The 15,664-nt window shown below is 46.8% G+C and carries 6 protein-coding genes; all 6 read right to left on the reverse strand.

From position 1 onward, the window contains the following. Window positions 1-152 precede the first annotated feature (152 nt). On the reverse strand, window positions 153-677 hold the full coding sequence (locus LA360_RS27650) for a hypothetical protein (RefSeq protein WP_112482620.1): 525 nt from the start codon (window positions 675-677) through the stop codon (window positions 153-155). Between the two features lie 116 nt (window positions 678-793). Then, window positions 794-5,272, reverse strand: a complete 4,479-nt coding sequence (locus LA360_RS27655; protein ID WP_089776427.1) for an InlB B-repeat-containing protein — start codon at window positions 5,270-5,272, stop codon at window positions 794-796. A gap of 14 nt (window positions 5,273-5,286) precedes the next feature. Beyond that, window positions 5,287-11,544 (reverse strand): InlB B-repeat-containing protein, encoded by a 6,258-nt coding sequence (locus LA360_RS27660; RefSeq protein ID WP_225537821.1) that lies wholly within the window; start codon window positions 11,542-11,544, stop codon window positions 5,287-5,289. A 35-nt stretch (window positions 11,545-11,579) separates the two neighbouring features. Beyond that, complete coding sequence (locus LA360_RS27665; protein WP_112482618.1) at window positions 11,580-13,232, reverse strand: N-acetylmuramoyl-L-alanine amidase family protein; 1,653 nt, start codon at window positions 13,230-13,232, stop codon at window positions 11,580-11,582. A gap of 126 nt (window positions 13,233-13,358) precedes the next feature. Continuing rightward, window positions 13,359-14,042 (reverse strand): 3D domain-containing protein, encoded by a 684-nt coding sequence (locus LA360_RS27670; protein ID WP_225537822.1) that lies wholly within the window; start codon window positions 14,040-14,042, stop codon window positions 13,359-13,361. Window positions 14,043-14,318: 276 nt separating this feature from the next. Next, a complete protein-coding gene (locus LA360_RS27675; RefSeq protein ID WP_112482580.1) occupies window positions 14,319-15,209 on the reverse strand; it encodes a tyrosine-type recombinase/integrase in 891 nt (296 codons plus the stop codon). Window positions 15,210-15,664 lie beyond the last annotated feature (455 nt).

The following is a 15,664-nucleotide window of genomic DNA, read 5'->3' on the forward strand; positions in this document are numbered from 1 at the left end:
CTCTTTTAAATTCTTGCTTTTTTCTTGTCTTTTCAAGCCTCTGAGCAGTAACAGCTTAGGCCAAATTTTTGTTTATGGGCTTTAGCCTGTTGATTGTGATAACACAAAAATACTTTGGTTGTTTTACCTTCTTTTTTAGTACCTCTCGCTATCTATTGCCCTGATATTTTATCCGTTCTCTCATCCATTCCATTTCGCATATACTCATACTCACGCAGCATTCTCATCAGCTCCAGTGCACTGCGAAATGAAATATAGTTTCCTTCAATACATTTTTCTTTTATACGCCCCTGCATACTGGAGAACTGCCGCTGATGAATTTCAATTACCAACGTCTCATATGCGGTTGTACCTATGGCCATAAACCGATCCATATTTTGAATCTTTGTACAGTATTTCAGTGGAATATGCTCTCTATCCAGTTCCCGCTTCTCATATGCTTCTTTCATATGGGCGTCCAAGAATCTTGGCTCTGTTGTCGCCATCGGCCGGTGCAATCTCGCGCATAATGTATCAATCTTCAGTCCCAAGTCCAGTATGCCGGTAAATTCTACTGGTTCCTTTAAATAAAAATTTACAATATTCCCACTTAGTTCTCCCTGCTTGTTTTTAATACAAATAAGAAACACACTCATACGGTCCGTGTTTGCCAGTGCATAATACCCGCTTTCTTCCATATGTATCACCTTATCCCTCATATTTCTTTCATTGATAATGGCTTTATCCGCCTTGCCGCATATTATGATTCTGCCCCATAATGCCATCAAGCACTATGGGGCAGAATTAATACCGCCTAAGGTGTTTCCCGAATCCAAGCTCCGTTTTCATCGACTTGGTATCCATCTGGCGTCATCTCATTTATGTACAGGGATCCCAATGGACGGCCATTCCGGTTCGTATATTCCCATCGCTTCGATACCTCATTAAACGTCCAAGTCTTCTGCTGGTTATCAGCTGTTAGATAATACCATATTCCATCAATCTTCTGCCATCCCAGCAACATAGCTCCGGTGAATGGGCTCAGGTAATACCATCTGCCATCGGTATCATCATAGTGCCATCCCTTTGTCATTCGACCGAACCAGCCATCGTGTACATTTGACAGGAAATACCACTTGTCCGTATCCCGGTCCAGGAACCAGCCGCTGTCCATAACGCCCTCACTGTCAAAATGGTATGTGGCAATCTGGCTGCTTCCATTATGTGTGTATCGTATATTTGCCCAGCTGTCTTTGATATGGGCTCCGTTGTTCAATACAAATGCCCACTTATGGTTAATCAGGTCAAAGTTATCCCATCTGCCATCGGTTCCTTCCAAATAAGTGCGGTAACCGTTTTCTGCACCGCTATTACCCGGACCACGTCCTCCGCCAGAAGAACCTTTTGAGCCGCCGCCACCTGAGCCGCCGCCCGAGCCGCCGCCGCCTGAGCTGCCGCCGCCAGGGTTATCGCCTCCGCCAGGATTGTCGCCTCCGCCGGTGTTATCTCCTCCGCCGGGATTGTCGCTGCCGCCACTGCTAATACTGTCTACCAGTGCTTTCAGTGTATCAAAGGCATTTTCCAGGTCATCAACCGAAGGTCTGGGCAGGCGGTTCAGCACTTCAACAGCCTCATTCACAGCCTCTGTAAGGGCATCTCTGTCTTCTGCGCTTACAGACCCATTATTCTTCAGGGCATTGGCGATATTAATCTCCTCCTGCAGCCTTTCTTTTGCTTCCTGCCATTGGGTATCGTCTTCCGGCTCATAGACAGCATATAATTCCAAATCTCTTGTCACAGGATCTGAAGTATCATACATCCCTCCTCCAGACTGGCGTTTCGACAGGCCTGTGAACTCATACGCTATGCCTGTAACGGAATCCGTATAGCCTTCGTGAATATCTAAATCCATATAGTCTTCCGTATCATCCAAAGACCTGCCATCCCTTACCTTAAATGTATGAACCTGCCCCCTTCCGGTATCCATGATGGTCACTTCATACGCTTTATAATAACTAAATACCAGAGTATCACCGATATTAGCTTCAAAGGCAAAGCTTCCGGTAAAGTCCTCATTCCCATTCGGGTCAGGTGTCATCAGGACTTCTTCACAGGTCGTGTCTCCCTCATCCTCTCCAAAATTAATTTTCCATAACCTGTATTCCAGATTTCCCAAAAGACTGGTGTCCAATTTTCCAAACACTTTAATTGCCGGAGTCAGATTCGCCTCCTCCACCAGTGGTTTATTGGTTCCATCCACCCTTCGTGTAAGTCCGATATCCAGACTCCATGGTGTCTTAACGCTCTCCCCGTCATCCGCTTCCTGCCTCACCGCTTCCGAAGCAGACGCCACCGGTGCGTGTCGGTCGAGCTTGACTGTATAAGCTATCCGCTGCCCGTTTGAAAGCGCTGTTCTATCCTCATCATTATCAACCAGCTCCTCCTTCAATTCCTGAAGTGCTTCATCTGATTTGTCCAGGGCAAATATCCCGTTTTTGGGTGAATAATCCACCGTTGCGTTGGATGCAGTCGCTACAGGAGGCGTTTCATACATGGCCTGGAGGATTACATCTCCCGCTGTCATTTCCACGGTCTGATTTCTTCTGGCCGGGTACGAGATATGCAGATTACCAATCTGTACTTCCCACTGCTTAAATGCCTGTCCAGCAGGATTCATATCCTCCGCGGATATCCTAATCTGATCCCCTGCCTTTACCAGGATTTCATCTGCATGCTCTTCCACATCCAGCGCTTCCCCGTTTCTTGTCACCGACTCCACATAACCTCCGTTCACCAGACGGAAGGTATAAACACGGTCCTGCTGCGAAGTGCCTGTTACCATTACCTGGCTCCCGTTTATCATACGGTCTGAAGGCGCATCGCCGTTATCTGCCTGCTTGGCCACGATGGTATAGGATACATTGGGTTCAAGTCCTGCCAGCTCCGCTGTCCGCGGACTGCCGGACGGGCTTACCCATCCATCTTCGTTCCCGTCCTGGCTGACTACATTTCCATCCATATCAAGAACCGCATACACGGTATTTTCTCCTGCCGGACGGATAACAATCTTCTTTCGTCCCTCTGTCGTATCATCCGCGATAGAATAATTCCCTCCAATAGCCGGTACCATGACACGGGCCGGCTGACTTATTAAGGATGGGTCTACTGAATCTGTCAGTATGTCTCCAACAACAGGAGCTGCGCTTTCCGCCATCTCATACACATAGCAGCTGTCACAGGGCGGCAGTTCTTCAAAGCAGCCGCTGCCAAGCTGTTCCCCTGTCATCACTGCCAAAAGCCGTCCATCACTGTCCGTCAGGGCATATTTACGGGCCTCATTTGCTCCGCTTATCTCAATCTTACCCATCCCGTCATTTCCTATAGTTCCTGTTCCATCTGGAATGCACAGGATTCCATCATCGCCTCCCACAGGTGTAAAACGAGCCCTGTAAGTCTGATCCGCCAGTATCGGCATATTAGAGTCCGTAACCTGATTCCCGTTTTCATCAAACCAGCCGGCAAACATATAGTTACTGTCCGGTGTAGTCTGAGGCAGGGAAATCTGAGACCACAAAGTCCCTTTCGGCACATGCATGGACCTGGTTCCTGAAATAGAGCCGTGGCTTCCGCTTTCAAATCTTATATCGCACCATTGTCCCGGGTCTTCCACAAAATCCGCGTAAAGTTTGAGGTCACCGGTCAGTTCAATATCTCCGGTCAATACGGTTCCTACTTTACCCGTACCGGAAGCATTGGCTTTATACCAGCCGTTAAACATATAGTGGGTTTCAGGAGATGGCGTGATTCCTTCTGTGATTGTATCAATGGAGTGGGTACCAAGCCGTAAGGAACGCGGGCTGCTGTCTCCTGACAGGCTTCCATGTTCGCTGTTGTAATAGTTTATCCTGGCCCAATGTGTTGTATCATTCAGATCTTCATTATAGGTAATCGTAACAGTGCCGCCTGTAAAGTCTGTTTTAAAACTCAGCGTGGCTGCTGTGTGGTCCATACTGATATCGGTAAAAGTTCCATTCCATCCAATGTTAGGCGGATACGTATACCCGGATCTTCGCTCTACATTTACCGTCACTGTTTCATTAGGAGACACCTCCCTTGTTTCCGGCTCAGCCAGCACATTGTTGTGGTTGTCTATCCGGTTAATGGTTACACGGGTTACATAAGAAGGGTCAATCTCGTAAGTATATACCACGGTTACCGGCTGATTAGGCATCTTTCCGGTAAAGTTCTTTTGGGCATCAAATGTGCACCCTGCTGTCTGCGCCGAATATATCCCTCTTCCCGACAAATCATCTATATCCCCGCTGCCTGTTTTTATCTGAGCGCCGGTAAGGGTATAAGCCGTAATCTGTGCCGGTGCAGCAGAAACCTGCGACTCCGCGGAATAGAGATAGCTTTCCGGAGTACGGATAGCACGGCCACTCCCATCTGCATATTCTACACGCAGGGCAAATTTCTTTGAACTGTCAGGCTCATATCTGTATGCCACAGTCAGGTCATCATTGGGCATATTTCCGCGGACAGACCGCGTAGACTCATTAATGGTCGCGGCCTCCCCCAGCGTCCCATGGCCTGAAGCGTCATCAAAACGGCGCGTTTTGTTGTTCTTAATAAGTACAGAGGATACCTTATATCCCGGTATATCCCGTTTGTAGGTGGCGGATACCGCTGTATTGGCCGTCACCCGGGTTGTCCAGCTTCCATCATCAAAAAACTTATATATCTGGCTGTCACCGGCTTCGGGCCATGCATTCGGGTCTTCTCCATTCATGTTACCATTTCTGTCCTCATTCAGGTCTCGGTAATGCATGACTGTAAAATCAAACTGACTGGACGTATCACCATTCCAGCGTGCCTCATACACCGTGGTTGAATTGTAAGGAAACGCAAAGGGCAGATATAGAATCTTATTGCCATCTGCATTATACCAGCCGTCAAAGGTATATCCCGGCCAGCTCAAACCCGTGTCAAATATAGGCAGTACCGGCCTGTCGCCGGAACCCAGATTTTCCACGGCAATTCCATTGAAATCACTTGCTTCAGCCAGTGGATGGCCAGCCTGTCCGGCAGCATACGTAATCCGATTTCCATCTCTGGGAACATTTATATAGTTTGAATGTGATAAATCCGGCCCCTCCTTGGGATCAAACCGAATGACTGCCGGATCCCCGTAACTCAGCGCATACGCCTGCGCCGGAGGCGCGGCCATGGTTATCACCATGGCCGCGGCCAAGACACGGGCCATATATGCCTTAATCTTATTTGTCCTATTCATAAAACCTCCTGCCGCTATTTTAAAGCTCCGTCAGCGCCTACCTGATAGCCGTCCGGTGTCTTCTCATTGCTGTACATGGAACCAAGCGGTCTTTCCTGATTCTGCTTAAACACCCATTTTCCAGTGCCGTGGTCATATGAGTATGTCTCTACCTTATTCTGAGGTGTAAAGAAATACCACTTTCCTCCAATTTCCTTCCATCCCATTACCATCTGGCCTGTAATCAAATCCAGGTAATACCAATGCTTATCTACCTCATCATAATGCCATCCTGTCTTCATCTTTCCCAGCCAGCCGTCTTTTTTCGCATTACAGTAATACCAGTTCATATGCTCGTCCCTGAACCAGCCGTAATCCATAAGACCATTCGCGTTAAAATGATACCAGCCATTCTGATTCACATCACCATTGGCATAATCAAGCTTTGCCCATATGCTGGTCAGGCGTATACCTCCGTTGAGCACAAAGGCCCATTTATCGTTGGACGCATCAACCAATTCCCAGTTCCCATTGGTTCCAACTACATAACTTTTACTGGTTTCCGCAACATAAGGCGCCGGAGTTGTGACAGGCCCGCCTTTGCTTCCTCCCGAACCGCTTCCTGAACCGCCATGGCCTCCGCTGCCCCAGCCGTCTCCGCCGGATGTGCCTCCGCTGTTTCCTCCATTCTGGATTTTGTCATAATGATCATATCTGTCTTCCAGAATCTTATCGAAAGGTTCGCAGGCTTCCTCCAAACGGTCCAGGGCATCCAGAAGTTCATCCAGAGTTGCCCGGGGGCCCGTTCTGTCGAATACATCCAAGGCTTCCTCTATGGCTTCCTTTATCTTTTCCGTCTCCTTCAGCGTCAGGAAGTAATCGTCTGATTTTTCGATTGCAGCTTTGATTGCATCCTCCAGCTGTTTCCTGGCATCACTTACTTCACCGCTGTTGTCATCGTAAAACGCATATACATACGTCTTCCTCTTGATTTCCTTGTCCGGGTCAAATTCCTTCAGCCGGTCTTCCCGGTAACTCCAGCCAATATAATTAAATTCAATCCCCTCATTATTAATGAATGAATCGATTGGTATCTCCACTTGGCTGTATTCAAAGGAATACGCTCCACTGCCTGGTGCCTCACCCCGGCGCACTTTAAAATGATAACGGTATTTTGGTTCTTCTTTATTATTGATAAAATAAATCCTGTATGCCCTGGAATAGATAAGCACATATCTCATTCCGGCCTGAGCCGTAAATGTAAACAAACCGCCGGTCTCTTCCGGATTATCGGACATATCAACCGGTTCAATTATCAGCTCCCCATCATCCGGATCCTCGGAAATAGCAAACAGCTGATAGTCCATCATGTCTACATCTTCTTTATCCAGCTGGACATATGTGTTAAACGTTGCTTCCGATGGCGAAGCTACACCTACTTTCCGCCCGTTCACATACCGTTCAATATCTACATTCAATCCCCAGGCTCCATGGTACGCCTCTTCATGGTCACTGTCATAATACGGCGAACTCTTAATTGCATTGGATTCAGTCGCCTTTACCACATTCTTTTTATATACTACTTTATAGGTCACATCTGCATGGTTCACATCCATAAGGGTCCGGTCCGCGTCTGTGGTAAGCTCCTCCTCCAGATTTTCAATTTCATTGGGGTCCAGAGCCATCTCATGTTTATTTCCTCCCCGTACCTCATCCGTCACTGTGGCATTGCTGGGTGTCGCTGCCGCACGCTCATAATAAGCTGTCATAACCACATTGGAATCCGGCATGGCAAATGTCACATCCTGACGGCGTATGGTTTCTGTCATTCCAGGAACTGACCCGATTGTTACCTTCCAGTACAGGAAGTTCTGTCCATTTCCATCGGTTTCTTCCGCGTGAAGCACCACTTCATCGCCTTTATGGACCTCATCATATCTGGGGATATCTAATTCTACTCCATCAACGGAGTGTACCTGGCCATTAATCGCCTCTGCTACATAGTTGGGGATATCCAGTTCGCCGCCCGGATCTGTGCTGATGTGAGTCCCGTCTTCCAATTTGCTTTCCGCAGTGATGCCGGATGCCCCATGAGGCCTTGCCACCACCACATATTCCTCATTGTAATCCAGTCCGGAGAAGGTCAGGCTTGCCGGTTGGCTGCCGCCGGCTGACTGCCAGCCCCCATCTCCCGTCTCAGGAGTTGTGACCGCATTTCCGTCCTTATCTAAAATGGCATAGTCGGAATTCGCATCCGCCGGCTTAATCACGAAAACAGTCTTCCCCTCATGTTCCTCATCGTAAAGAACCTGGTAATTGGTCTCCACTACCGGGACCAGAACCTCAGTGGCACTGCTTATAATTCCGGTCACACTGTCTATGGGCCGCCCGGGCTGTGCCTGTGTCGTACCTGTTGCTTCATATATTAAATACCGCGTACCAGGATACAGGTCTTCAAAATATACCCGTCCTGATATATTCCCGCGTACCACATCTATTATATTGCCTTCCATGTCCGTGATTATATACTGATATCCCTGGGTTGTCCCATAGACTGTAATCCTGCCTTTTCCCTGAGTATCAATACCTGCTGATGCATCCCGCGCCGCCACATCTGTGCCAAAGACTGCCGGGTCCGGATAGAACCGTATGGTATAGGTAGTCCCATCCACAAGTCTGCTGTCATCTTCCACAGGTACTCCGCCATCATACCAACCATCAACCAGATAATTGACCTCCGGTGTATAGGCAGGCAGATTTCCTGTGATGTCGGCCCAGGTACGGTCGTATTGGATATGGAGATTTACGTTTTCCCCCTCATCTATGGTTCCATGCTCTCCTGCTGTAAAATGAATATCAACCCATTGGTCAGGATCTTCCCCAAAGTATGCAGTCACGGCAGCCGAACCTGTAAACCTGCTGCCGGCTGAAAGCAGCTCCTCACCACTATCCTTGATTCCGTTTCCATTCTGGTCGATAAACCAGCCTTCAAAGCGGTAATAGGTGTCTGCAGCCGCTTCAGGAGCCAGTCTCTTTTCCAGTATGTCATTCCATGTATAGCTGCCTGCAGCACCCTCATCTGTTCCGTCATTGAGCAGCACGGAAGCTTTGTAAGTTCCTCCAGCCATGGCCGTTACATCAGGCGATGTATTGCTTCCCCGGCTCAGGCTCCCATGTTCTCCTGCCCGGTAAATCAAATCCGCCCATTTTGACGGGTCTCTGTCATAACGATAGGTGACAGCCAGACGGTCGTTCGGCATAATTCCGTTAAAATTATGGCCGCTGTCAAAGGTTCCCGCGGATGCAGGCTCCGAGCGTTCAACCTGGAACACATAACCATACAGATTTTTAAATTCAGCGGTCACAGGCGTATCCGCTGTTACATTTTGGGTGTCCGGTCCCGTTATGTTTCTCAGCCTTTCATCCTGCGTGCCATTATCCAGATAATGAATCCTATACTCATACCCCTCTTCCGTGGCTTCATACAGGTACGTTATCTCAACCGGCTGGTTCGGCATGGTTCCCGTAAACCTTCCATCGCTGTCAAAACTGCCCCGGACAGCGCTTACCAGATGCCCGTCCGTATCATCCGCAGCATGTCCCGCCGTGATGCTGCCTGACAGGTACCGGAAGCCATAAACATCCGCCGGAGCCGCCGCAATTATAACCTCCGGAAAAACCTCCTGCACATCAGGCGCATGGACAACCGTACCATTTTCTGTCACGTATTTAACTGTAAATGCGGATTTCGCAGCTGGATTGCTGCGGTCTACCTGATAACCATATTTCACGGCCGCATCCTGGCCCGGCATCTTCCCCGAGAAGTCACCGGTACTTCCATTAAAGTTTCCGAACGGAACGGGCCCGTGCCCATCACCGTAATTGTAGATGGCCGGGTTCGTGGAGGAATCTGCCAAACTCCAGGTATAGCCGTGGATGTTCTTCTTCCCCGAATGAACCTCCGCCTCCACGCTGTAGGCATCCTCGGCCGTGGTCGACTGGAAGACGATGGAACCGTCCGCATTGACATAGTCAACCGTATAATCAAACTTCACATTACTGTCCGGTGAGAAAATTGCGTAATAAGTAACCGGATCCTCCGGGAACTCTGACGGCAATCCGCTTATGAGATTTGGATTCACCCTGTCATTGACCGTACTCCACCCCACAAACTGGTAGCCGTAGCGGCTGATATTAGGCAGCAGCGCATTGACGCTTCCTCCAACAGACCCCGTCAGAGTCTGAGGCTCCGGTGTCCCTCCATTGGCTTCAAATACAATGGAACCGCTGTTTCTGGTATATTCATACGTGATAACAACATCCTGGCCCGGCATGGTTCCCGTTACCTTGCCAAAATCCACAGCGCCGGCATCTGCCTGGGCGCTCAGAGTGCCGCCTGTCCCCTGGTCAATGGTTACGCCTGTAAGGCTGTATCCAGTAATGGCGGCGGGCGCGTTCACCTCAACCGCATCTCCTCCCGCATATGACAGGGGGGTGCTTGCCGGCGCTCCATTTACAGTTCCGCCTGTGGCAGAATCCCGGTATACAAAGGACACCGTATATCCATTCCGCTTTAATACTGCATTCCGCCCATTGCCAAGACCTTCCGTTCCCGCGCTTACATACACGCCGGAATTCCCCGCCTCCTGGTCCGCTTTAAAATTATCCGCAAAGGGGCAGGAGCCTGCAGCCCCCGGATAACTGATTGACGGCACGGCTATCTTTACTTCCTGACCGGCCTGGGATGATATCCCTCCCGGTGATGCCAGAGGAAGCTGCTCTGCTGTAACGCCTACCTGGGACGTGTCCAAATCGCTCATAACTGTTATATATTTATCCTGAGCCAGGTATACGTTTGCCTTCTTCCCGGACGGAGTTGTGTTGTCTGATATCTGATTCCGGTTTCTGATTTCAAATGCACCTGACCCGTTGTAATAAACAGCGCCCTTTCCATCAGACACATTACCGGAAACCGTTCCAAAATTCATGGACAGTCCCGCGCTTCCCATTACATTTACCGCGCTTCCCTGGCCGGACTCACTGCCGCTGCAGTTAGTGATTACAGCGCCGCTGTTAATCTCCAGCTTTCCGGATGAAGCGGATATCAGGGGGTCCTGACTTTCCGCATGATTTCCGTCCAGGACAATGTCAGTAAACTTTAAAGTGGGGCCTGATACGTTAAACAGCGGACCCGTATACCCGGATGCGCGCGTCAGGGTTTTAATATAATCACCATCCTCATTCATAGGATGACCCTCATGGTCATAATCCGTACTGGCAATGGTAATATCCTTTTGGCTGTTTCCCGACACATCAATGGCGGACGAAATATCCGGATAATCCATTACATAAATATACCCCTTGTTATTTCCAATTTTATTAAGCGCATATTCAATGGTTTTAAAAGGACTGCTGTAGGTCCCTTCTGCGCCGGAAGAGTCCTGGCCGTACTGGTCTGATACATAATAGGAGGTGTCTCTAATAGCAAATGCAACCCTCCTGTGAACCGTCTCATACGGATGAAGCTGGAACTCCCATGAATAGGCCATTCCCGAATCAGTGCTGCTTACCACATCATTGGAGCTCTCATTAAATACATTGCTTCCCCAGGAATTGTAATGACCAATCCACCTGGTATCAGGAGGCGTCACCCCAAGGCTGCTGTCATTTGTGATACAGTCAAAGGTGGTTTTGACATGCTGGTTGACCATATGAAAACCCCGGTCATTTTTATATACCGTTGCGTAGTCATCCTCCTGAGTGCCTCCAATCATGACATCGGTTCCTGTTCCCATTTTTATGGTCCTGCCAGTTGAGCCGCCCTGACCATTTTTATCATAGACATAGTAATCAACAAATACATATTTATTATCCGGACTCGGAGATACAGCAATCTTCACCTCTATGCCATAGGCGTCCAGTGATTGTACCCCGCCGTTTGTACTGCCTCCTATCAGCTGTTTAGCATTGGTTCCCACTTGAAACCAGGTTGCATACCCTCCGTTACTGTAGGTTGTTTTAATACCGGCCTGAGCATAATTATGCTGCCCTGCCTGCAGGCCCCTAAGGTCAAAACGCCAGGAACTTCCACCTCCTCCCTGGCCGGTCACAGAACCATTCTTCCACGTATATGCCGTCGCTTCGCTGGCCCCCTCTCCCAGGTTTTCATCCAACAGCTCCGTGGATGCATAGGACAGAATGCTGGGCTGTCCCATAACAAGCCCCGCTATCATGCATATGGCCAGCAACATGGCAGTCAGACGTTTATAGAATCTATATATGCCGCTGTTCATTTGTTTCATCTCCTTTGTACATTTTTCATCTCCTTTTAAAAATTCAGCCGTTCTTCCTCCGGCAATCCATCAATGTCAGCCTCCATGCCTGCAGCTGCGATGAGTCCTCCGGCAAAGTGATCCTCCTTGTTTTCCCTGTCATAATGATAGAAACCTGTCCCCGCCTCTCCTTTTCTCCACCTTGGCTTATCCTCATCTCCACACCAAGCCGCAAAACGGTTTCGGATGATGAGCAGGTAACCGCCATCCCTATCCTTTACAATCTTCTTCGTTCCTTCAATCACCTTTCCTCGGACGTCTACAACCTGATAATAGGTTTCCTCTCCATCGTTCACCTTTACAAGCCCATATCCATATTCCTCATCTGCTTCCAAGCGGAGACCATTGATATAATACATGCCATCCTTTTTTTGAAGTCGATTCCGGTTACCGAACGCCTTTCCATTGGAGGCAAACCCAAAATGAAACACCCCATCCTCCAGTTCCACCGCGATATCCTTTCCAATCTGCATGGAACCATCATTAAGTTCATCCGCAGAGAACAGATACAGATCTGATTTCTCAATACCATATATATTTCCTTCAATAAAATCCTCTGACCCCCAGTCATCCGCTTCATACCGGGCTACAAACTCAGACTTTCCATCGAAGAGGACAAACCCCGTCTGCATCCTGCCAATCCCGTCAAAAGCATAGGAACGTCCATTGATTTTGCGAATACGGTTCCGATATACCTCGCCCCTTTCATCTGTATGCCACCAGCTGCATTCCTGGTCATAATAATCTTCCGTATCCAGATTTTCCGACGGATACATCCAAAACCAACTATCTTTCAGAAGCACACCACCGTCATATCCGGAATAATACCGGGCTGAAACATCGCTGCTGGGATTACTCTTATCTGCGTTGCTGATACTGGCCACCTTACTCCACCAGGGAATCATGATACCATTTTCATCAAAACCATACTTGGCTCCATTGATGGTCTTTTGTCTAAGACGGTCTCCATTGCTTTTAACCTTCTTTGAATGGCTGTCAAAAAAAATCCACATCCTGTCATAATCCATGTAGTTTCTCCCTGCAACCTCACTGTCCAGGCCGGACCCCCCGATTCCTTCATCAATATCTCCGTAATCCAGCCACTCCCCGGTCAGGAGCCTTCCATCCTCCCTTGCATAATAAACCCCTTCAACAAATGGGGTGTCTGAATCCTCAATGGGGTTACCATCCTCGTCAAACCATCCTGACAGCATCTTCCCATTTTCGTCAAATATGTAGGTACTGCCCCCTATATTTCTTTTAAAGCTGCTGTTCTTACGCCGGTAACCTTTCCCATCTGCGCCGAAATAGTACCATCCTTCTTCAAAACCATTTTTGGCAGTTTTTCCTGCATCCGCATATATCCATGTATCCTGTACCATTCTCCCTTCTTCATCCACATAGTAAACAGAATCCTTATCCCTGAACACACAATGCTTCAATATAGTTCCGTCCTCCGACAGATAATACCAGTAATCCTTTGACTTTTTCCATGTCAGGGTTACCGGCCGGTTATTCTGGTCATAATAACTCCATTCACCCTCCGTCATGTTCCAGCCTTCTGCCGCCTGTGCTGTTCCCAAAAATAAAATCGCTGAAAATCCCATAGACAACGCAAACGCTGCAACTGCCGTTTTTTTTCTTCTCATTCCAAATATTCCTTTCCTCATTGATATCTATGATAAACCACCGAAATTCTCCATTTCGATAGAAAACTTTTAAATCTGCCAAACTTCTTCCAACACATTGACAGCGATTAACTTATTGCATGATGATTACGAAACTAAATAAACTTTTTTCTTTTGTCTGCCAAACATCACCGCTTCCTCATGAGTGTCGAAATAAATATCAATCACATTTCCCTTTACTAATCCCCCAGTATCTTCCACCATATAGACAATACCATCGATTTCCACCTTGCTCCCCATAGGCAGTACCTCCGGATCTGCCGCAATTGTATACCCAGCCTTCGGGGTTTTCTCTGTCTTAGTCAATCCCCCTTTCAATCCGCAGCATTTTTCACAACCGCAATAACCAGTCACTTCAAAAGTCCCTAAGGGTTCTCCCAAATGTTCCTCTCCGGATTCTACTTTAAAAGCCGGCAGTGTCTGTCTTTCCGACACAGTACTGACAGCCACAGCCAATTCCCCTATGTATGCTTCCTGGACTTCATTTTCATCTATTACTGCAAGTAATCCAGTTTCTTGTCCTATTGATTTCATATGAAGCACATCGTCTTCCAGGCGAATCGTCTCCACAATTTCTTCATTCTGGGCCGCTTCACATTTTCTTCCCAAGCCACTGATAATAAATACCACCATCGCGATTCCAACGATATAAAAGGAGAGATGATGCAGCCTCTCCCCTCTGTTTTGCTTCATCACTTTCTTTCTAATGTCATGCACCCGTTTTCCATTGCTTGTACATGGAAACCAGTCTAAGTCTTCTCTCCTTTTCATAACTCATCCCTTATCACATTGTCCTCTGTACAACAAATTTTCTCTTTTGTTGTAAAGTTACTTCAAAATTCAGTGGAAGGAAGGCGAAAACCTAGTAGACAAAGTTTTTTAGAATCTAAAATTCATAGATGCAGACAATACAAATAGGCCAACCCCAGAAAGAATCAGTTGGCCATTTTATTATGTCGAAAAACATGATATTACAATATTTATTAAGAATTTCTGTAGACTTCTTTCAAAATATGTAGTAAAATAATTGTGGTTGTATGAATGTTTTTACAACAAAAGAGAAAATTTGTTGTAAAAGTCAAACAATACTTCAAGTTTTTCTAATTGTCTCATATGGTTGCGTCCGCTCTCCATTGTATAAATCCTTGTTGTATTAATATTGCTGTGCCCTAATATATCCGCAAGCCTAACCAGGTTTTTTTCCTGTTCATAATAGAGCCTGGCAAACAAATGACGAAAATTATGCGGAAATACCTTATCCCATAATACATCGGCTCCTTCACACAGTTTTTTCATGTTTCGCCATATATTGCTTCTGTCAAGTGCCTTCCCGCTTCTTGTCACAAAGATCATCCCACTGTCAATATGACTTTTCTTTGCGTAGTCCAACAACATATAACACAAACGGCGAGTCAAAAAAACGGTCCTTATTCTCCCTTTGCATTCAACCTCTGCCTTTCCCTGTATTACCGCCTCTATAGTAATATAGGGAACTTCAGAAACTCGTATTCCCGTAGCGCATATAGTCTGAAGGAGCATAGCCATTCTTTCATCGCCCCTTTTGTAAGCACATTTCACCAAACGCTTATATTCATCTCTATCTATTTCCCTGTTTTCCGGACAAAATACCCTGCGGCTTACCTTCAAAAATTTTGTCCGGCAATCCTGCCATGCATTATGCGTCAAAAATCCATTGACTGCTGCCAGTGCACTGTTGACCGTTACCGGAGCCATTCTCTCTCTCAGGATTCCCTTCCACATAATTACATCACTTTTCTCCACACTCTTCCCATTCATGTATTGCATAAATAGTATTAAGTAATACTTGTATTGTTTAATGGTTCCACTACTTTTTTCACACCCATAAAGCCATTCACAATATCTATTAACAGATTCCTGCGTAACGATTCTTTCTATTAGCCTTCCATTTCTTTTCATCACATTCTGCTCCTTACATTATATGGTTTTTATAAATATTTATATTGCCCTGATTATAGACGATTATCCTTATCGCTAAACAAAAAATGACTGTTCCTTTTAAGCACCCATATAACAAATTTAAAAGTTGCCACAAAATCACCAATATAATTAATTGAGTTATACCTGGCTCTATACACGAAAAAATCAGGAAGAAATCTCCCTTTTACAGAGTTCCCCTGATTTTTGGAATACATTAACAATCAATATACGGATGATTTTTATGATGCTTGTGCCTCATACTGTGCATTTTTTTAATACTTCATGATGATCTGAATTAAAGGATGTTTCATGTCAATAACAATTTGTATTAGATTTTCTCATTATAAAAATAGACCTCTTGCAATTGATATATAATTCTATCACACAAGAAGCCTATTTTCATTTTTTACAAGTAACCGAATTCTGTCTGTTAA

The sequence above is a fragment of the Enterocloster clostridioformis genome (assembly GCF_020297485.1).
GTDB classification, from domain to species: Bacteria; Bacillota; Clostridia; order Lachnospirales; family Lachnospiraceae; genus Enterocloster; species Enterocloster clostridioformis.